Origin of the sequence: Paenibacillus sp. FSL K6-4396 (assembly GCF_038002525.1) — a bacterium.
Lineage (GTDB): Bacteria > Bacillota > Bacilli > Paenibacillales > Paenibacillaceae > Paenibacillus > Paenibacillus amylolyticus_B.
Genome location: NZ_JBBOCR010000001.1, coordinates 6,338,916 through 6,358,914, shown reverse-complemented (window position 1 = coordinate 6,358,914; position 19,999 = coordinate 6,338,916). Strand labels below are relative to the sequence as shown.

General features: G+C 47.2%; 14 protein-coding genes. 10 read left to right on the top strand and 4 right to left on the bottom strand.

Annotation, left to right across the window (positions count from 1 at the left end; all coding sequences use genetic code 11):
- The first annotated feature begins 10 nt into the window (after positions 1 to 10).
- The 3 genes from MHB85_RS27900 (at position 11) to MHB85_RS27890 (ending at position 4,292) form a co-directional block, all read left to right on the top strand.
- The gene (locus MHB85_RS27900) at positions 11 to 1,291 is read left to right on the top strand and encodes a murein hydrolase activator EnvC family protein (protein WP_091013080.1); all 1,281 of its coding nucleotides are present in this window, start codon (positions 11 to 13) and stop codon (positions 1,289 to 1,291) included.
- A gap of 135 nt (positions 1,292 to 1,426) precedes the next feature.
- Positions 1,427 to 2,899 carry a S41 family peptidase gene (locus tag MHB85_RS27895; protein ID WP_074096593.1) on the top strand — a complete coding sequence of 491 codons (1,473 nt, stop codon included), beginning with the start codon at positions 1,427 to 1,429 and terminating at the stop codon, positions 2,897 to 2,899.
- Positions 2,900 to 2,963: 64 nt separating this feature from the next.
- A complete protein-coding gene (locus MHB85_RS27890) occupies positions 2,964 to 4,292 on the top strand; it encodes a PDZ domain-containing protein (protein WP_210109186.1) in 1,329 nt (442 codons plus the stop codon).
- A gap of 91 nt (positions 4,293 to 4,383) precedes the next feature.
- Here the strand turns inward: MHB85_RS27890 and MHB85_RS27885 are convergent, their stop codons facing one another.
- Positions 4,384 to 5,073, bottom strand: coding sequence for a response regulator transcription factor (locus MHB85_RS27885; protein WP_341074007.1), 690 nt, complete (start codon positions 5,071 to 5,073; stop codon positions 4,384 to 4,386).
- Between the two features lie 21 nt (positions 5,074 to 5,094).
- Positions 5,095 to 6,306, bottom strand: coding sequence for a sensor histidine kinase (locus MHB85_RS27880; RefSeq protein ID WP_341074006.1), 1,212 nt, complete (start codon positions 6,304 to 6,306; stop codon positions 5,095 to 5,097).
- A 213-nt stretch (positions 6,307 to 6,519) separates the two neighbouring features.
- Here MHB85_RS27880 and MHB85_RS27875 point away from each other — a divergent pair, with 213 nt between their 5' ends.
- The 4 genes from MHB85_RS27875 (at position 6,520) to MHB85_RS27860 (ending at position 11,836) form a co-directional block, all read left to right on the top strand.
- The gene (locus MHB85_RS27875) at positions 6,520 to 7,455 is read left to right on the top strand and encodes an ABC transporter ATP-binding protein (RefSeq protein ID WP_197997881.1); all 936 of its coding nucleotides are present in this window, start codon (positions 6,520 to 6,522) and stop codon (positions 7,453 to 7,455) included.
- Positions 7,456 to 7,468: 13 nt separating this feature from the next.
- Positions 7,469 to 8,665, top strand: a complete 1,197-nt coding sequence (locus MHB85_RS27870; RefSeq protein ID WP_192135092.1) for an ABC transporter permease — start codon at positions 7,469 to 7,471, stop codon at positions 8,663 to 8,665.
- Positions 8,658 to 9,836, top strand: coding sequence for an ABC transporter permease (locus MHB85_RS27865; protein WP_192135094.1), 1,179 nt, complete (start codon positions 8,658 to 8,660; stop codon positions 9,834 to 9,836). The genes MHB85_RS27870 and MHB85_RS27865 overlap by 8 nt, the downstream gene beginning before the upstream one ends.
- Positions 9,837 to 10,132: 296 nt before the next feature.
- The gene (locus MHB85_RS27860) at positions 10,133 to 11,836 is read left to right on the top strand and encodes a molecular chaperone HscC (protein WP_192135096.1); all 1,704 of its coding nucleotides are present in this window, start codon (positions 10,133 to 10,135) and stop codon (positions 11,834 to 11,836) included.
- 113 nt (positions 11,837 to 11,949) lie between these two features.
- Here the strand turns inward: MHB85_RS27860 and MHB85_RS27855 are convergent, their stop codons facing one another.
- Together MHB85_RS27855 and MHB85_RS27850 are read right to left on the bottom strand one after the other, a co-directional pair.
- Positions 11,950 to 12,762, bottom strand: a complete 813-nt coding sequence (locus MHB85_RS27855) for a flagellar motor protein MotB (RefSeq protein ID WP_192135099.1) — start codon at positions 12,760 to 12,762, stop codon at positions 11,950 to 11,952.
- Positions 12,746 to 13,543 (bottom strand): flagellar motor protein, encoded by a 798-nt coding sequence (locus MHB85_RS27850; RefSeq protein ID WP_091013100.1) that lies wholly within the window; start codon positions 13,541 to 13,543, stop codon positions 12,746 to 12,748. Before MHB85_RS27850 ends, MHB85_RS27855 begins: the two co-directional genes overlap by 17 nt.
- Positions 13,544 to 13,712: 169 nt before the next feature.
- Between MHB85_RS27850 and uvrB the strand changes: the two genes are divergently transcribed.
- From uvrB to MHB85_RS27835, 3 genes are all read left to right on the top strand, one after another.
- Positions 13,713 to 15,704, top strand: coding sequence for an excinuclease ABC subunit UvrB (gene uvrB / locus MHB85_RS27845; RefSeq protein ID WP_091013102.1), 1,992 nt, complete (start codon positions 13,713 to 13,715; stop codon positions 15,702 to 15,704).
- A gap of 739 nt (positions 15,705 to 16,443) precedes the next feature.
- A complete protein-coding gene (gene uvrA, locus MHB85_RS27840; RefSeq protein WP_192135101.1) occupies positions 16,444 to 19,302 on the top strand; it encodes an excinuclease ABC subunit UvrA in 2,859 nt (952 codons plus the stop codon).
- A 339-nt stretch (positions 19,303 to 19,641) separates the two neighbouring features.
- Positions 19,642 to 19,854, top strand: coding sequence for a hypothetical protein (locus MHB85_RS27835; protein ID WP_017692026.1), 213 nt, complete (start codon positions 19,642 to 19,644; stop codon positions 19,852 to 19,854).
- The last annotated feature ends 145 nt before the right edge of the window (positions 19,855 to 19,999 follow it).

The following is a 19,999-nucleotide window of genomic DNA, read 5'->3' as shown; positions in this document are numbered from 1 at the left end:
GATCATCATTTTGAAAAAAACCGCTTCGCTGCTGGCCTTTACGTTATTGGCCAGTTTGACGCTTCAACCTTCTGACGGATATGCCAAGAGTAGCATCAGCGATATTGACCAACAGATTCAGCAACTGGAGAGCAAGGCGGCTTCTGCCAAGCAGGAGCAAAAAAAAGCGGCTTCCAACAAAAAGGAAGCACAGCATTACAAGAACAAAACCAACGCTTATCTGAAGGTTGTCATGGAACAGATCAATGTCGTTAGTGATGAACTGGCGAGTGTATCCTTGCAGATCGAGAACACGGAGGAAGATCTCCGTACAACGAAAAAAGATCTGCAAGCGGCAGAAGAACGCATTGTTGCAAGGGAAAAATTGTTGGAGTCACGCGTGCGCCTGATGTATACGGACGGTGCTGTATCCTATCTGGATGTATTGTTGTCCTCTACTAGCTTCACTGACTTCCTGACCCGTGCGGATTCACTCAAAACGATTGTGGATCAGGATCAGCATCTGCTGGATGAGCACAAAGCGGACAAGCAACTGGTCGTGGACAAAAAGGCAGAATTGGATGTGCAATATGCGGAAGCCAAGAGCCTGTATGCACAGAAGAAACAGCGCAAGTCCCAATTGAATGAAAAAGAAGCGGAAAAGCAAGTGCTTCTCGCTTCATATGATGCTAAAATTGAAGAGTCAGAAGAGCTGACACAAGAGCAGGAAGATGTGTTAATGCAGATTGCCAGCAAACGTTCGGCCCTTCTTCAAGAGAAAAATAAATTGCGTGAACAGCAGGCAGCCGCAGCGGCTAAAGCAAAAGCCGCAGCTGCTGCCCGGGCGAAAGCTGCAGCCAAGGCACCAACCAGAGTAAGCTCGGATAGCAGCAGTGAGGTTACCTATTCATCCGGTAATGGTATCTTCTCAAAACCAGTATCTGGAGGACGTATTTCTTCTGGATTCGGCCCCCGTACCCATCCAATTACGGGCGTAGTGGGTAAGATGCATGCAGGTGTCGATTTTGCTGTTCCTCAGGGAACTTCGGTTCACGCTGCTTCTGGCGGAATCGTGATCATGGCTGAATGGTATAGCGGTTATGGCTATACGGTTATTGTGGACCACGGCGGTGGACTATGGACGTTATATGGTCACTTGCGCGAAGGTGGATTCAAAGTCAGCAAGGGAGACACAGTAAGCAAAGGGGATACCATTGCTGAGTCAGGAAATACAGGGAACTCTACTGGACCTCACTTGCACTTTGAAGTGAGAGATAACGGTACCGCTGTAAATCCGATGAACTATTTGTAATTATTGCTCCATCGTTCGAATGGAAAAAACATATTCCGTACAAGCTAGACATATAATAAGCTGGCATGTTCAGGGAATGGATTCTGGCAACAATGGAATCGGACACGCTTCAAAACTAAAGGCGGTGACAAACGGATGATGAAGAAAAGATCGGCGCTACTGCTTGTCATTGTGGGTCTCCTGGGTGGTAGTTTGCTAACCCTGGTACTAATGACTTACCCGGGAATAGCAAACCAAACCACAGCTGGCGAAGGTTTGCTGGCTAGTGTAACCGGCAATACACAGCAGAAGAACGATTTGAAAAAGATTGAAACTGCGATGGATTTGATCTCAAGCAACTATTATAAAGACGTGGATCAGACCAAATTGATTGACGGTGCGATCAACGGCATGATGGAATCGCTTGGTGATCCGTACTCCAACTATATGGGGCAGGAAACGGCTGCTCAGTTTGAAGAGTCGATCGAAGGTTCATTTACCGGTATTGGTGCAGAGGTATCCTCACAGGATGGAAACGTTGTTGTTGTTTCCCCAATCAAAGGATCACCTGCCGAGAAAGCGGGTATTCGTGCCAAAGACATGATTATGTCAGTCAACGGCGAATCCCTGCAAGGTTTGGAACTGAACAAGGCTGTCAACAAAATCAGAGGTCCCAAGGGCAGTGAAGCGAAGGTACAGGTCAAACGTGCCGGATCTTCCGAGCTGATTGAATTTGTGATTGTACGGGATGACATTGATCTGGAAACCGTATATGCTCACATGGAAGATGGCGGAATTGGCGTTATTGCCATTACTCAATTCTCTTTGAATACAGGCGATCGCTTCAAGGAAGAGTTGGCGAAGCTCGAGAAGCAGAACATGAAAGGTCTGGTCATCGATGTACGGAATGACCCAGGCGGTGTATTGCAAGTCGTTATTGATATTGCTGAACAGTTTGTTCCTAAAGGCAAGGTTATTGTGCAAGTTGAAGACAAGAACGGCAAAAAGGAACAAAGTAAATCCAATGGATCAGCTAAAGCTTATCCAGTCACAGTCCTGATGAACAAAGGTAGCGCGAGCGCGTCGGAGATTCTGGCCGGTGCATTACAACAGTCAGCAGGTGCGAAGTTGATTGGTGAGAACTCCTTTGGTAAAGGAACCGTGCAGACGAGTTATGACAAGCAAATGGGTGACGGCAGCTTGCTGAAGATCACCATTGCCAAATGGCTCACTCCGAACGGAGACTGGATTCATGAAAAAGGAATCAAACCGGATATTGCGGTAGACCAGCCGGATTATTTCTCGGTGGCACCGATTAACAAAGAGAAGTTACCACTTAAATATGACAGCAATAGCACGGATGTGAAAAGTGCGCAGACGATGCTGAGAGGACTCGATTTCAAACCGGATCGTGTGGATGGATACTACGACCAGAAGACAGAAGAAGCGGTCAAGGCATTCCAGAAGCAAAAAGGCATTCAGGCTACAGGCCAGATTGACGAGAAAACCGCTGAATCACTGGAAGCGGCTCTGATTGAACGTATTGCCAATCCTCAATATGATGCACAGCTGAAACGCGCGATCGAAAATGTCTCAAAGGATATTTCGTCCGCTGTGTCGAAGCCATAAAGAAGGCTGATTTTCAGCCTTCTTTTTTTCTGAACCGGCTGAAAGAGAGGGGTGACCGACCACAATGGAATGGGTATGGCCGTGGTTAACTACATTAGGGGAAGCTTTGTTGCAGTTGTTTATTCAGCCGTTTTATTATATTGCGGTGATCCTGATTGCGCTGATCTATCATCGTCAGTTACTGCAGGAGCGTAAATTGTTTCATGTCCGTTTGCAAAGCTCGATAACACAGACGATTCGTGCGGTGCTCGGAGGCATACTCATCGGTACCATTGTCTCGATCTTGTCCCTATTCCTTGGTGCACATCTTACACTGGGAAGTCTCATATGCATATGGGCTGCAACATTAATTCTATCCTTGTTCCGTATCCGGTATCTGTGCTTTGCCTACGCGGCCGGGTTGCTGGGTGTGGTGCAATTTGGTTTGAATCTGGCTTCAGGCTGGCAACCATCCGGTTGGATGGGCACTATCACGGAAACGCTTCGTGCCCTGGATATGCCTGCACTGCTTGTCCTAGCGGCGCTTCTACATATGGGTGAAGCCCTGTTGGTACGCATGCAGGGGGTATCGATGGCATCACCACTTCTCTTCGAGGGGAAACGTGGGAAACTGGTTGGTGGATATCAACTGCAACAGTTCTGGGCCATTCCTCTACTGATTCTTGTTCCCGTCACAGGAGGTGGCGCGGAGCTGGCATGGAATCCACTGATGAATGCAGGACATAGTTATATGCTGGTTGCATTGCCCATCATGCTCGGATTTGGTGAGATAACGCAGAGTATGCTTCCGGGACAAAAGGTGCAGATCTCATCAAAGCGGTTGATGATATACGGGGCAACTTTGCTCGTGTTCAGCTTGCTTGCTGCATGGTGGTCTCCACTCATGGTGGTTGCTGCGCTAATTGCATTTATTGGACATGAATTTCTGGTATGGTACAGCGCGTTTGAAGAGCAAAACCGGAGTCCGGTATTTGTCCATCCGCAGCATGGATTGAAGGTACTCGCTGTTATTCCGGAAAGTCCTGCTGCAGATTTGGGGATTGAAGCAGGAGAGACATTGTACAAGGTGAATGGTAAGTTGGTTCATTCACCAGAAGAGTTACATCGTGCCCTGCGGATGAACCCGGCTTTTTGCAAACTTGAGGTGCGCAATCACCAAGGAGAAAGCAAGTTCATGCAACGAGCGATCTATGAAGGGGAGCATCATCAGCTTGGGGTCATTATGGCACCGGACAATCACGAGGTCTGGGCGATTCGGTTACGTCCACTGACGCTGTTCCATGTCATTAATCTCAAATTGTTTGCCCGTCTGAAAAAACCACAAAGGGACGAAGCCCCATTGGCGTTACCGCCAGCCCCTGTGGCCAGTGATAAAGGATCCATAGAGATGTAACTAAGCATACGTGATGAAGTATGTTGCATACATCAAGCAATGAAAAAGGTATTTCCGAGCGCCGTCGCAGGCAAGGGAAATACCTTTTTTGTTATTGTTTTAGCATAAAGATGGCGATTTGAGTCCGATCACGCAAGCTCAGCTTACCGAGAATATCCGTGACATAGTTCTTGATCGTGCCTTCACTGAGAAACAGTTTGGCGGCAATTTCCTTATTGGATAGCCCCTCCGATATGGCTTCGGCAATCGCCAGCTCCATACGTGTCAGTCCATAGGCTTCGATTGGATTCTGTGTCAGGGGAGTCGTAGCAGGACGAAGAAGTCCTGTTAGCTTGCGAGCAATATCTGGATGAATTAACATATCACCATTATGTACGGTCTTGATGCCTTGAATGATCCGCTCGGGTGGAACATTTTTGAGCAAATAACCGCTTGCTCCATCCTGTAATGCCTGAATAATATACTCATCGTCGTCAAACGTAGTCAGCATGAGCACCTGGATTTCAGGAAAACGTGACTTGATGCGTTTGGTACCTTCAACTCCATCACATTCCGGCATCCGAATATCCATTAAAACCACGTCCGCAGGCGTCCCTGCTTCAAGCAATTCCAACGCTTCCTGTCCATTTGAGGCTGTACCTGTAACGCGAATGCCGGAGTCCAGTCCGAGCAGCACTTTCAGGCTCTCACGAATGAAGTAATCATCGTCTGCGAGAATCAGCCGAATAAGTGGGAGCTGGCCTGAATCATTCTTGTTGTTCACATCATTACGTTCGGACATGAGAACATTCACTTCCTTTTTTCAGAGTATATCCATCTGGTTCGTTAATGGAATGCGTGTAATCACTGTATACGGATAAGCATATTGAATCTCCAAGACTCCTCCCACCATTTGTGTGCGCAGAAGCATGCCTTCCTGTCCTATGCCATTTCGCTTGGAAGAATGGGGATTGATTTTGCCATCATTACTTACACTCATACAGACTTCCTGATCCCCGAATACCAACTCCACAGTGATCGAAGAAGCATTTCCGTGTCGCAGGGCATTGGTCAAGGCTTCTTTGGCATTTTTGAACAGAACGATTTGTATGCTGGGATACAGCACATGGGATGGGCCATGAACTTCATAATTTGTCTTCACGCCAGTATCTCTACCCACTTCCTCGAGAAGACGATCCAGGGCGTAGGCTTCGGATGCATAGGAATTCGGTTGCAGTTTGTGTAGTGTGTTGCGCATATCATCCATACTATCGGCCAATTGATCGCGAATCTGTCTCACCATTTCCGTTCCTTGTTCCATATCGAGAGGGAGGGTCAGCAGGGCGGCATCCGACATCATTTTGGTGCGAATCAGTCGATGCCCGATATCGTCATGAAGCTGTCTGGAGATACGGGTACGTTCCTCTGCCTGAGCCACTCCTTCAAGTTGCTTTGTAAATAACAGCAGCTGCGCACGCGCTTCTTGGAGCTCGTAATGTTTGCTGCGAAGTTCGTCATAGACTTGTTCCAGTTGTCCGCGGCTGCTCGCCGTTCTTGATCCCTGCCAGGACAGAGCCGCTGTGATAAGTAGAAGCAGGTTGCCAAGAACCATCGCAGTTGTCTCTGTGGAGAGTAAGGTAATGTCGGTTGTATTTAGTGTGGTTAACCCTGGCTGTGGCGCCTGTGAGTCAGAATAATGCCAATGCAAAGCGACATTGTTAGCGACAAGCTGAATGGCAAACATCAACCATCTCCGATTTCCCTCCAGTCTGTATATATACACGTAGAGCACGGAGAGAGAGAGGAAAAACATAAATGGTCCATATGAAGCAATCAGCCAGCAGCTCCAGAGTATTTTGGCCAGAAGCAACAGCCATTGCTGTGTACTTGAACGGTTGAAATCTTTCCACACGGAGAGTCCAAGCGCGATGATGATATACAGGGTGTAGACGGCTTCGTTTTCCAAGGGCAGCATCAACAGGTACAGTACTGCTGGAACGATAATTAATCCGTATTGCAGAAACCGCATTGGCATATGTAAATGACATCCTTTATATAAAAAAATGGAGTTAGAAAATCTCTCGGTAATGCGCCCTTGATTATACCATAAGCAGCATTCGAATCAGGAGATGACTTAAGTCACCTTCGATTCATGACTTTTCGTACCTTCGCTACAGAGTGCGATCCGTTACAATAAAATTATGAAATCCAGCGGCGAAGGCCGAAACGGAAAAGGGGCGTAAAAGGGATGGGCATACTTGAAGTAGATCATGTAGTAAAACGATACGGCAGCAAGCTGTCCGTGGATCATTTGAACCTTAGTGTTGGCAAAGGCGAAATTTTTGGATTGCTTGGTCCCAATGGAGCAGGAAAAAGTACCACCATCAGCATGATTGCAGGGCTCCTGAATATGGATCAGGGTGAAATCAGATTAGATGGGATATCGGTCAAGGAGCGACCGCTTGAAGTAAAGCGCAAGATCGGACTCGTTCCGCAGGATCTGGCTTTATACGAAACCATGTCTGCTGCGGAGAATGTGACTTTTTTTGCCAGACTGTATGGACTGCGTGGAAAATTGCTTAAGGAAAGAGTGCAGGAGTCTCTTGAATTTGTAGGGTTGCAGGATAAAGCAAAGGATGCCCCCTCGACCTTCTCTGGCGGTATGAAACGCAGGTTAAACATCGCATGTGCGATTACACATCGCCCGGATCTCATTATCATGGATGAACCGACAGTTGGCATTGATCCGCAATCTCGAAATCATATTCTTGAATCGGTACGGACACTTAACAAGATGGGTTCAACGATCATATATACAAGTCATTACATGGAGGAAGTGGCGGCGATTAGTCACCGGGTTGCGATTATGGATCAGGGGCGAATTATTGCCTGTGGGACTGAAGCAGAGCTGAGAGAACGAGTAGCATCGGAGGAAAAAGTAGTGCTCTCCACTTCCGGTATCGGTCCCGACGTCGTGGAAGAACTGAAACTTCACCCCCGTGTGCGGATGGTAGACGTTTCAGAGAATACACTGACCATTACGCTGCCTTCGGCACAGCAGGATCTCCAGGATATGCTCTTCATTTGCAGCAAACATGAAGTATCCATTCAGTCGCTCAAGGTCGAAGAGCCGGATCTGGAAACGTTGTTCCTCAATCTGACCGGGCGTACGCTTCGGGACTAGGGGGGAGCAAGAGATGAATATATGGCATATTTGCATCTTTGAATTAAGGCGTATTCTTAAGATTCGATCTGTAGTGTTGAACCTGTTCATTCTGCCGTTGTTACTGATTTTTATATTGGGCACGGCACTTTCCAGTACGATGGGTACGGCGGAGGATGTTATTCCGAATACTGTACGTGTGGGAATCATCCATTTGAGCACTGAATCTGGTGGAGGATCAAGTACGGTTAATCAAGCGCTAGATACATTCGTTGCATCCCCGGAAGTGGCTGAGATGGTCAAGGTGCAGAACTTTACGACTGAAGAAGAGGCCGTTCATGCGCTGCGTACCGGTAAGCTGGACTTTGCTGTAATGATTCCTTCGGATTTTGAGCAAAACGTGATGATGGGGAAAGAGGCCAGGTTACAGTGGATACGAGGAAAGGACAACACACTTAATACCTTGGGTGAAACTTTGTTTACACGTTTTACGGATGAATGGAACCGACAGATGGCGATTACCAAAGTGTTCGGTCCGCAAGTCATTGCTGCCATGGCCTCTGTTTCGGAGTCTGGTACGGCGAATTCTACCTCCATTACTGTCACTAATCCCGGTAAGACAGGTACGGCGTATAGTGCCTCCCAATACTATGCAGCTTCCATGCTGGCGATGTTCATGTTGTACTCAGGCATGACAACCAGCACCAGCCTTTTTGGAGAACGGGATAACCGAACGTTAATCCGCCTTCAGGCTGCGCCGATAGGTAACGGAGTCATTTTCGCTGGCAAAATTGCAGGCAATAGTCTGCTCGCTTTTTTACAAGCAACAACGATTATCCTTATGACATATTGGCTCTACGGTGTGGATTGGGGAACCCATCCTTGGTATATTGTGCTGACTTGTGTATGCATCACATTGGCATCCATGACTCTTGGCGTAATCGTGGCATTGGTATGCAAAAGCACGGCATCGGCCAGCGCAACCTTACAAGGTATCATCGTTGCCATGACATTCATCAGCGGTGGGTTCATGCCTATTCCGATTGATTTTGTACAACGGCTTAGCCAATTTACGGTTAACCACTGGGCGCTCCAAAGTTTTCTGAGAATGATGCTGGCCGCACCTGTAGCAGAGATTGTGTATAACATTCTAATGCTAGGCGCAGTATGCGCTGTATTACTGCTTATCTCAGGAATGATCTATAGAAAGGCAGGATACCGATATGAATAGTCTACACATCGCCTGGTTGATGATTAGACGTACACTTGGCCGTAAAATGGGCTTCATTACGTTTCTGCTTCTGCCTTGCCTGGTGGTTACAGGAGCGGTTGCTCTCTTTGGAAGCGAGCAGAGTACACGGACGGTCATTCCCTACGTCAATGAGGATACAGGGGTAGCAGGAGCATGGATGATTCAAGAACTTGCTGGCAACGAGCAGTACCTGCTCAAGCCGATGACAAATGAAGCAGAAGTGAAGGAATCCATCGCTCAGCAAAAAGGAAGTTCTGGCATCATTATTCCGGCACATTATACGGAAGATCTGTTAAAAGGAAAGCCAACCGAGATCCAATTGGTGGAGCTGCGGATAAGCGAAGCTTCCTACACACTGCGAGCAGCAGTTGAAGGTTTGACGAGCGGATTGTTACAATCTGCTTCAGCTGTTAAGGTGGCGGCAGGTCCTGTCTCAAGTGAGACTGACATACTATCGAGTATACAGAAGCCCTTTGAACAGCTTTTACAGGAGATAGGAGAACATCAGGTTGCTGGTGAAGTCACCGATCTGCAGATCTATCCCAAGCCAGGCCTGAACAATGTGACTGGATTTACAATCATGTTTATGATGGGACTGCTGACCAGTGCAGTGGCTGTGATCATGGAAGATCGCAGGAAACGTACGATGGCCAGAGTATATACGGCACCCGTCCGTGCATATGAGATTGCGCTTGGTAATTTCCTCGGAAGCTTTGTCATTGGCATGATTCAGATTGTTATGGTTTTGGGAGTCAGCAGGTGGCTGCTGCATTATGATGCCGGTATTCCTTTTGGCATTCATTTCATCATCTTGGCCGCATTCATGCTGGTCTCCATGGGGATCGCAAGTACCGTGGCCGGATTAATCCGTAATCCCAAAAATGCCAACATGCTGAATTCACTTGTCATTATGCCAACTTGCATGATAGGTGGTTGTTTCTGGCCGATCTCGTTGATGCCGGATTATATGCAAAAGCTCGCCAACTTTGTTCCACAGAAATGGGCAATTCGGGCGGTGGAAACGATCTCTGCTGGTGGTACATTGTCGGATATCACATTGCCACTATTGATTTTGTTTGGCATGGCTGCCATTTTGCTGACTGTTGGCTCTGCGATTCTGCGCCCTAGCCAGCCAGGAGTAGAGGCATAGGGTAAATACTAATTTTGAAGAAGCCGAATGCATAAGGGGGCATTCGGTTCTTTTATATTAAGGGCTCAGTGAAACAGATGATTTGACTGAATTTATTTATACACTAGACTTGTACTTCATTGTATGGAGTTATACCTATGTTCTGTTGCTTTAAATCTATGGTAGATTATTTGTGTAGGGCTGAACTAGACAGGTTACGATCTGTCACGTATGATATGTTGCAGTCGGCGCATAACAGCGCGTGGTCTCTTCTATAGCAAGTGTAGATGTTAAACAGAAAGAGGGTTAGAAGCTTTATGACAATAATAGGAATAGATCTTGGAACAACAAATAGTTTGGTATCATGCTGGGTCAACGGGGAATCCGTTATTATCCCGAATGCTCTTGGGAATCGTTTGACACCTTCAGTGGTGAGTGTGGACGACAATGGGGAAATTTTAGTAGGGGAGATTGCCAAAGAGCGATTAATCACGCATCCAGAAAAAACAGCATCTGTATTTAAAAGATACATGGGAACAAACAGAACGTTTAGTTTGGGTACATATCAATTTTTGCCTGAAGAGTTATCCTCCTTTGTCTTGAAATCTTTGAAAGCGGATGCCGAAGCCTATTTAGGTGTTGAAGTAACAGAGGCTGTTATCAGTGTGCCAGCATATTTCAATGATACTCAGCGAAAATCGACCAAACGTGCTGGACAACTGGCAGGAATTAAAGTGGATCGACTGCTCAGTGAACCAACCGCCGCAGCGATTGCGTATGGCCTGCATCAACAGAAACCAGAGACAAAATTCCTCATTATTGACCTTGGAGGTGGAACCTTTGATGTATCCATCCTGGAATTGTTTGACGGAATTATGGAAGTGAAGTCAGTAGCAGGGGATAACTTTCTGGGAGGGGAGGATTTTACCGAACTGATTACGCATTGGTTTTTGAATCATCACCAAATTCAGCAGAATGATCTGTCTGACAAGACACAGATGGCGCTTTGGAAACAGGCAGAGCTATGCAAGCAGGCATTGAGCGAAGGGCGTGAAGGAACGATAACCTTGACACTTGAAGATGGTGTGAAAGAGGTGAGCATTGATCGCACCCAATTTGAACAGTTAGCGAAGCCGCTGCTTGCCAGGTTGCAAAAGCCTGTGGAACGTGCGCTCCGTGATGCTGCCGTGCAACTCGATGAATTGGATGCCGTTATTCTTGTTGGAGGAGCAACCCGCATGCCTGTAATCTACTCGTTTACGGGTAAATTATTTGGCAGACTGCCAGCAAATTACTTGCATCCGGATGAAGCCATCGCCATTGGCGTGGGAATTCAAGCTGCTATGAAAGCTCGCCATGCGGATGTGCAGGAAGTTATTCTGACAGATGTATGTCCATATACTTTAGGGATTTCCATCTCGAAACCTTTAGGTGAAGGTCGATATGAATCGGGTATTTTTGACCCAATCATCGAACGGAATACGGTTGTTCCGGTAAGCAGGGTTCAACGTTACTGTACATTAAGGCACAATCAAACTAAAATTACAGCTGATGTGTATCAAGGCGAAAGTCGCCTGGTCGAAAACAATATTAAACTTGGTGAACTGACGATTAATGTACCACCTGCACCGGAGGGGGAACAGGCTATAGATGTTCGCTTTACTTACGATATTAATGGCATCTTGGAAGTGGAAGTGTCTTCCGTGGATACGGGTGAAAAGAAAGTGGCGATCATAGAAGAGAAAGAAAGCGGTTTGTCCCACGAAGAGATTGCCCAACGTTTCAAAGAGTTGGAGTCTATCAAAATACATCCTCGTGAGCGGATGGAAAACCGGCATTTAGTGGCGCGTGGAGAACGCTTATACGAAGAATCTCTGGCAGAGAAACGTTTGGTAATCTTAGATGCCATGTTGAAGTTTGAAGAGAAGTTAAAACAGCAAGAAGATCGTGAAATTAAGAAGGAAGCAGAAAAATTGAAAGTGACGTTGGATGAGATTGAAAACAGTCACCGATTATGGTGAGAAGTGTAACATCATAACGAAAAGCACGGTCTTGTTCGAAGAGGAACAGAGATCGTGCTTTTTCGATAGTTATAAAAGATGAGATAACATTAGACCATTTTAAGAAGTGAAGATTAAGGTTGGAGTTGACGCAAGACAGTTATTTCGACCCGACGGTTCTTTTGTCTTCCGGCCGCTGTGGTGTTGTCACCCGTTGGGCGAGTATCCGCATATCCGGCATACTGGAAGCCGTCCGGGTTAAGCTTCTCTGTATCCAGAAAAAATCGTAATACAGACAGTGCACGTTCCCCAGAAAGCTGCCAGTTATCGGTATAGGCGGAGTTTGCTCCGACAGGAACGTTATCGGTATGACCCTCAATGCTGACAACGGTATTTAGATCACGGAACAAGCTGGCAAGCTTACTGAGTGTTGGTGCTGCACCGTCCTTTAGAGCGGCCTGTCCCTGGTCAAACAGGAAGCGGTCACTAAGTGTAATGGATAGGCCCTGTGGCTTGTCCGCAACAAAAATCTGATTTTCCAGTTTATTATCCTCGATATATTGGGTAATCACATTGAACAGATTTTGCAATTCCTGCTCCTGCGATCTGAACTGTTCTTCCCGTTCTGTGAGGGGCTTGTTGTCATCATCTGGTGTTACAGTCCCGGAGTCTTCACCCTGCACCTCGGATGGTGGAGTCTCTGTAATCGTTTGACCGGGTTTCTCACCGAGTCCCTCACCAAGCTCAAGGACAGAGTCGGACGCATTAAATGTATTTTGTAACGATTGAGTAACGACGTCATATTTACCGGAATCCAGATTGCTCATGGCATACATGATGACAAAAAAGATCAAAAGCAGCGTTATGAGATCGGCATAAGTAATCATCCAGCGATCCCGATGATCGATTGTTTCACGTTTTCCGCGCCGTTTACTGCGCCGACTCATCCAATCCCTCCTTTGCTAGGGGGCGTATAGACTGACGATGCGTAAGGGTGAAGGACTCCAGTCTTTTGCGTACAAGCTGGGGATTCTCACCGTTCTGAATGGCAAGTACACCTTCAAGAAGCATTTCCATGGTCTGCACTTCGTCGGCACCTCTGGATTTGATCTTGGAGGCAATGGGCAAAAAGATAAGATTGGCACTGGCGACCCCATACAGGGTTGCGGTAAAGGCAACAGCAATGGCAGGTCCGAGTCCGGTTGGATCGGTTAAACTGCCAAGTACCTGAATAAGTCCCATCACGGTTCCGATAATGCCCATGGTTGGGGCGTAACCACCAGCAGATTCGAATATTTTGGCGTAGCCCTCATGTTTTTGTTCAATTGAATCAATCTCCATCTCCAGGATCTGGCGAACCACATCCTGATCGGTACCATCAACAACCATCTGAATACCGTCTTGCAAAAATGGATGCGGATGATCCATAACCTTGCGTTCCAATGCAAGTACACCTGAGCGGCGTGCGATAGAAGACATCTCCACCAATTCTTCAACCCACAAGCCTGATTCGTTATTGTTACGTCCAAAAGCCATACGCAGGGCAGCTGGAATCGTACGAAGGCGATGCGCCGGGAAACTGGCAACCACAGCAGCAATCGTTCCACCGAATACAATTAAAGCAGCCGTTTTTTGCAGGAGACCAGACAATTGACCGCCTTCCCACAAAAAACCGCTAATGACTGCGGCAATTCCGGCAATAATACCGATAAGTGTCGCAATATCCATAAATTAACCCACTCCTATCTTCATTTCACGTTTGCATCACTAAAACGAACGAGGTATAATTAAACGGGAACAAATATTCCTATTACTATAAGTTTTCCCATATGAAAATTCGGGGAACTTCGACAATATATAGTGACTATTATTTTAGACGATAGGGTGAGATACGGCAATGAGCGATATTATAATGAGCGACAAAACGTTCGAAATCGAGTCAGAGTTTTCTCCCCAAGGTGATCAGCCTGCAGCCATTAAAGAATTGGTGAAGGGTGTTCAGGAGGGGAAGAGGTACCAGACACTGCTGGGTGCAACGGGTACGGGTAAGACGTTTACGATCGCCCAGACGATAGCCCAACTGCAACGTCCGACGCTGATTATTGCACACAACAAAACGTTGGCAGCGCAGCTTGCAAGTGAGTTCAAAGATTTTTTTCCGAATAACATGGTTGAGTATTTCGTCAGTTATTACGATTATTTTCAGCCAGAAGCATATATCCCGTCCTCCGATACGTATATCGAGAAGGATTCAAGTATTAATGAAGAGATCGACAAACTGCGGCACGCAGCGACAAGTTCGTTGTTTGAGCGCAGGGACGTTATCATTGTAGCGAGTGTTTCCTGCATTTATGGCTTGGGTTCACCGCACTCGTATTCAAGCATGTTGCTGTCACTTCGGGTAGGCATGGAGAAACCCCGCAATCAGATTTTGTCCCGTCTGGTAGAGATCCAGTATCAGCGGAACGATATTAACTTTGTGCGGGGGACGTTCCGTGTTCGTGGGGATGTTGTTGAGATTTTCCCAGCTTCCAAGGGTGAACATGCAATTCGGGTTGAATTGTTCGGTGATGAGATCGAGAAAATTACGGAGATTGATGTGTTAACCGGAGAACTGATTGGCGAACGTGAACATATTGCCATCTTCCCGGCGTCTCACTTCGTAACGCAAGAAGAGACAATGAAGGTTGCGCTGGTGAACATTGAGCGTGAACTGGAGGAGCGTCTAGAAGTGTTGCGTGAACAGGGAAAACTGCTGGAGGCTCAGCGACTGGAGCAGCGCACACGGTACGATATCGAGATGATGAAGGAAGTTGGATTCTGTTCGGGAATTGAGAACTATTCCGGTCCGCTGACTTTCCGCGAACGCGGCGATACCCCATATACACTGATGGATTACTTCCCGGATGATATGTTGATTGTGGTCGATGAGTCTCACGTGACACTCCCACAGATCCGTGCGATGTACAATGGTGACCAAGCACGGAAGACGGTATTGGTTGAGCATGGTTTCCGCCTGCCGTCAGCGCTGGATAATCGTCCGCTCAAATTCGAAGAGTTCGAAGGCAAGATGGATCAGATTATTTATGTATCAGCCACACCGGGTCCGTATGAGATTGAGCATACCGATACGATGGTGCAACAGATTATCCGTCCAACCGGTCTGCTTGATCCAATTATTGAACTGCGTCCAACCAAGGGGCAGATTGATGACTTGATCGGTGAGATTAACGACCGGATTGCCAAAGACGAGCGTGTATTGATTACAACATTAACGAAGAAGATGTCTGAGGACCTGACGGATTATCTGAAGGAAGTTGGAATCAAGGTTCGTTATCTGCACTCCGAGATCAAAACATTGGAACGGATGGCGATTTTACGTGATTTAAGGTTGGGCGTTTTCCATGTCCTGATCGGAATCAACTTGCTCCGGGAAGGTCTCGATTTGCCCGAAGTATCCTTGGTAGCCATATTGGATGCCGATAAGGAAGGATTCCTGCGTTCCGAACGCTCACTGATCCAAACGATTGGTCGTGCAGCACGGAACAGCGAGGGTCGTGTTATTCTATACGGTGACAAAGTGACGGATTCGATGGATAAGGCGATAAAGGAAACAGAACGCCGTCGTGCAATTCAGATCGAGTACAACGAGAAGCATGGAATTACACCACAGACAATTCGCAAAAAAGTGCGTGATGTGATTGAGGCAACCAAAGTTGCCGAATCCAAGAAAGACTATCTCACAGGCGCAGCCGAGAAGATGTCGAAGAAAGATCGCCAGGCGCTTATTCAGCGCTTAGAGGTAGAGATGAAAGATGCAGCCAAAAACCTGCAGTTCGAGCGTGCCGCCGAGCTTCGTGATGCGTTGCTGGAACTTCGCGCTGAATAAGATACTGCTCATTCATATGCTCCAGTAAAGATGGATCTGTAACAAGAGAACGGCCAATTGGCCGTTCTCTTGTTGAGTAAGGAAATCGTTGATATCTACCGATAATAAGAGATGTTGAAATCTTGAAATCAAGTCTATACTGATAGAAATGTTGAAATTGGTTAAAAGGTTTATAGGAAAGCAATTGGGAGTCGTGTCCCCCTGAGAGCCAAGAAGCGCCTGGTAGACCTTGGAGCCGAGCCCAAAGGCAATGGCGACCTGTCGCGACCAAGGCGAAGCCGAGAGCGTCCCGCTCTTGATCTTGGAGCCGAGCCAAAGGCAATGACGACCTTGTCGCGACCAAGGCGAAGCCGAGAGCGTCCCGCTCTTGATCTTGGAGCCGAGCCAAAGGCAATGGCGACCTTGTCGCGATCAAGGCGAAGCCGAGAGCGTCCCGCTCTTGACCTTGGAGCCGAGCCAAAGGCAATGGCGACTTTGCCGCGACCAAGGCGAAGCGGAGAGCGTCCCCTCGCAGTAGAGTGGTCTGATAAGGTTCCGGCAATAGGCTGGAACCTTATCAGAAACCGCGGGCACACGACAACCCTTCACATAGCAAGACCCGACCCCTCACCGTTGCACCGCTTGTTTCGGGTGTCCAGAGGGCTGCGCCCTCTGGGGCCCTCCCTTGGAAGGGAGGGTTTGGGAGGGATCGAAAAGCCTTTTAAAAGGTTGGATAGTAAATTTGAGAGGATGAATACTATTGGCGAGCGATAACATTGTCATTAAAGGCGCACGAGCACATAACCTGAAAAATATCGACATTACCATCCCGCGTGACCGCTTTGTTGTATTGACCGGCCTGAGTGGCTCAGGCAAGTCCTCGCTGGCTTTTGACACGATCTATGCCGAAGGACAGCGCCGGTATGTAGAATCATTGTCAGCTTACGCAAGGCAGTTTCTTGGACAGATGGAGAAACCCGATGTGGATTCGATCGAAGGATTATCTCCTGCCATTTCAATAGATCAGAAAACAACAAGCCGTAACCCACGTTCCACGGTTGGAACCGTGACCGAAATCTATGATTATCTGCGTCTGTTATTTGCACGTGTGGGCCATCCGCATTGTCCGGATCATGGCGTGGAGATCAGCTCCCAGACCGTAGAACAAATGGTTGACCGCATTATGCAATATCAAGAGCGTACCCGGTTGCAGATTTTGGCACCCATTATCTCGGGTCGTAAGGGTGAGCACAAGAGTGTGTTTGCTGATGTGTCCAAGCAGGGCTTTGTCCGTGTACGGGTGAACGGGGAACTTCGTGACCTCTCAGAAGATATTCAACTGGAGAAAAATAAAAAGCATACGATTGAAGTCGTTGTTGACCGGATCGTTGTTAAGGATGATGTACAGGCACGTCTGGCCGACTCTATTGAAACAGCACTTAATTTGTCCGGTGGACAACTCCTGGTGGACATTATGGGTGAAGAAGAGCTGCGCTTCAGTTCCAACTTTGCCTGCCCGGTGTGTGGATTCAGTATTGAAGAGCTTGCACCACGGATGTTCTCATTTAACAGTCCCTTCGGCGCTTGCCCGGATTGTGATGGGTTAGGTGTCAAAATGATCGTTGACCCTGATCTGCTCGTACCGGATCGGACTAAGACCATCGAAGATGGAGCTTTTGATGCCTGGACAGGTGGCACATCCACCTATTATCCACAGTTCCTGAAGTCAGTATGTGAGCACTTCAACATTCCGCAAAATGTACCTGTCGAAGATCTGCCAGCTGAGCAGATGAACAAGTTGTTGCAGGGTACAGGTACGGAGAAAATCCGTTTCCGCTATGAGAACGATTTTGGACAACGTAAGGAAGCACTGGTTACCTTTGAAGGTATCGTGAATAACTTAGAGCGTAGATATCGTGATACAGCATCTGAAGGTATCCGTGAATTTATTGAGGGTTACATGAGTGCGAAGCCTTGTGGTACATGCAAAGGTCAGCGTCTGAAACGCGAGAGTCTTGCGGTTACGATTAATGATCACAACATGGCCTATGTGACTAGTTTGTCCATTGGTGAAGCTGGCCGGTTCTTCGATACATTGGAATTGTCGGAGAAGGAGCAGACGATTGCCAAACTGATTTTGAAAGAAATCAACAGCCGCCTCGGCTTCCTGGTGAATGTTGGTCTGGATTACCTTACACTGAGTCGTGCTGCCGGAACATTGTCCGGTGGGGAAGCGCAGCGGATCAGACTGGCTACACAGATCGGTTCCAGCCTGATGGGTGTGCTGTATATTCTGGATGAGCCGAGTATCGGTCTGCATCAACGGGATAATGACCGTCTGATCTCAACACTTGCGCATATGCGAGATATTGGTAACACGTTGATCGTGGTTGAACATGATGAGGATACCATGATGGCTGCCGACTATATTATTGATATTGGCCCAGGTGCAGGTATCCACGGAGGTACCATCATGTCACAGGGTACACCGGAGGAGATCATGAACGATGAGAACTCCTTAACCGGTCAATATCTGAGTGGACGAAAATTCATTCCGATTCGTACAGAACGTAGAAGTGTAGGAGACCGTTGGTTGGAAGTACGTGGAGCCAAAGAAAATAACCTGAAGAATCTCAATGTGAAGATCCCTGTAGGTGTATTTACTGCGGTAACGGGCGTGTCCGGATCAGGTAAATCCACATTGATCAATGAGATCCTGTACAAAACGCTGGCTCGTGATCTGAACCGTGCTCGGGTACGTCCGGGTCAGCATAAAGAAATTCGTGGTCTGGAGCATATCGATAAAGTTATCGATATTGACCAATCACCGATCGGGCGGACACCACGTTCCAACCCGGCTACGTATACAGGAGTCTTTGATGATATCCGGGATCTGTTTGCTCAGACGAATGAAGCCAAAGTCCGTGGATACAAGAAAGGCCGGTTCAGCTTTAATATCAAAGGTGGACGTTGTGAAGCCTGCCGTGGAGACGGTATTATCAAAATCGAGATGCACTTCTTGCCGGACGTTTATGTTCCTTGTGAAGTCTGCAAAGGCAAACGATACAACCGGGAAACGCTTGAAGTGAAATATAAAAACAGAAATATTTCCGATGTGCTGGAAATGACGGTTGAAGATGCTACCCAATTCTTCGAGAACATTCCGAAGATCCATCGTAAAATGCAGACACTGATGGATGTGGGTCTGGGTTATATCAATCTGGGACAACCTGCAACCACATTGTCTGGTGGTGAAGCCCAGCGTGTGAAGCTTGCTTCCGAGCTGTATCGCCGCAGTACAGGGAAGACCATCTACATCCTCGATGAGCCGACTACCGGTTTGCATGTCGATGATATCGACCGTTTGCTGAACGTATTACACCGTCTGGTTGATTCTGGGGAGTCGGTGTTAGTGATTGAGCATAACCTGGATGTGATCAAAACGGCAGACTATGTTGTTGATCTGGGTCCAGAAGGTGGTAGCGGTGGAGGTACCATTGTTGCAACCGGGACACCTGAGGATATCGTTAAAGTGGAAGCTTCCTATACCGGCAAGTACTTGAAGCCGGTTCTGGAGCGGGATACCGAGCGTAGCAAGGCACTGCAATTAGTGGACTAAGATCCTCTAAACCAGTAGTTATATCAATATGAAGTGGCAATATAGGCCCTTCCTTTCGAAAAGGTTGAGACGTTGGATTATGATCTGATGTGCTCTGCTTCCGAGAAGAAGGGCTTTTCATTATGAATTATGCACGGTGTTTCTTTCGGACTAAGGTTATTTCGTGAAAGTGTTTACATATGCATTATGACGAGCGTTACAGGAATATTCGGCCAAATTGGATTTTTTTCATTTTTATGGATGATAGGGCTTGCATTACAAGCAGGGTACAGATAACATAGAGGAAGATATTAGGGTATGCGTTAGCTGTTCAACTATGGTAAGGAGGTCTGTCTATCCATGCTGTTTGCAGAAGCTGCCACGGCGAGTACGTCGAATTTTAATGCATTTGATATTTTTGTCATCTTATTTACGATCCTGATTTTCATCGGAGTTGTTCGGCTTCTTCGGGCACCGAAAAAGAATCTGTTTGCGATCGGATTTGCAGTAGTCAGCCTACTGGTATTTCTGATGACAGACTATGCGATGATAACGGGTTGGTTTGCTCAGTAGGAATGCCACTGAAGTGAATGGAATTTAAGCCAAAAGAGGTACAGACGAACACTTTCCAGAGAGACATGGAGGGTGTTTTTTTCATTTATACTGAAACGATTGAACAAGATTCTACCTTCTCTACTAAAATAGGACTTAAAACAAT

Bases quoted from the DNA above. Each gene is read 5' to 3' on its own strand.
- MHB85_RS27865 (WP_192135094.1), top strand. From the start codon at position 8,658: ATGAATAGTCTACACATCGCCTGGTTGATGATTAGACGTACACTTGGC.
- MHB85_RS27880 (WP_341074006.1), bottom strand. From the start codon at position 6,306: ATGCCAATGCGGTTTCTGCAATACGGATTAATTATCGTTCCAGCAGTA.
- MHB85_RS27850 (WP_091013100.1), bottom strand. From the start codon at position 13,543: ATGGATATTGCGACACTTATCGGTATTATTGCCGGAATTGCCGCAGTC.
- MHB85_RS27875 (WP_197997881.1), top strand. From the start codon at position 6,520: ATGGGCATACTTGAAGTAGATCATGTAGTAAAACGATACGGCAGCAAG.
- MHB85_RS27855 (WP_192135099.1), bottom strand. From the start codon at position 12,762: ATGAGTCGGCGCAGTAAACGGCGCGGAAAACGTGAAACAATCGATCAT.
- MHB85_RS27870 (WP_192135092.1), top strand. From the start codon at position 7,469: ATGAATATATGGCATATTTGCATCTTTGAATTAAGGCGTATTCTTAAG.
- MHB85_RS27885 (WP_341074007.1), bottom strand. From the start codon at position 5,073: ATGTCCGAACGTAATGATGTGAACAACAAGAATGATTCAGGCCAGCTC.
- MHB85_RS27890 (WP_210109186.1), top strand. From the start codon at position 2,964: ATGGAATGGGTATGGCCGTGGTTAACTACATTAGGGGAAGCTTTGTTG.
- MHB85_RS27835 (WP_017692026.1), top strand. From the start codon at position 19,642: ATGCTGTTTGCAGAAGCTGCCACGGCGAGTACGTCGAATTTTAATGCA.
- MHB85_RS27895 (WP_074096593.1), top strand. From the start codon at position 1,427: ATGATGAAGAAAAGATCGGCGCTACTGCTTGTCATTGTGGGTCTCCTG.
- MHB85_RS27860 (WP_192135096.1), top strand. From the start codon at position 10,133: ATGACAATAATAGGAATAGATCTTGGAACAACAAATAGTTTGGTATCA.
- uvrB (WP_091013102.1), top strand. From the start codon at position 13,713: ATGAGCGATATTATAATGAGCGACAAAACGTTCGAAATCGAGTCAGAG.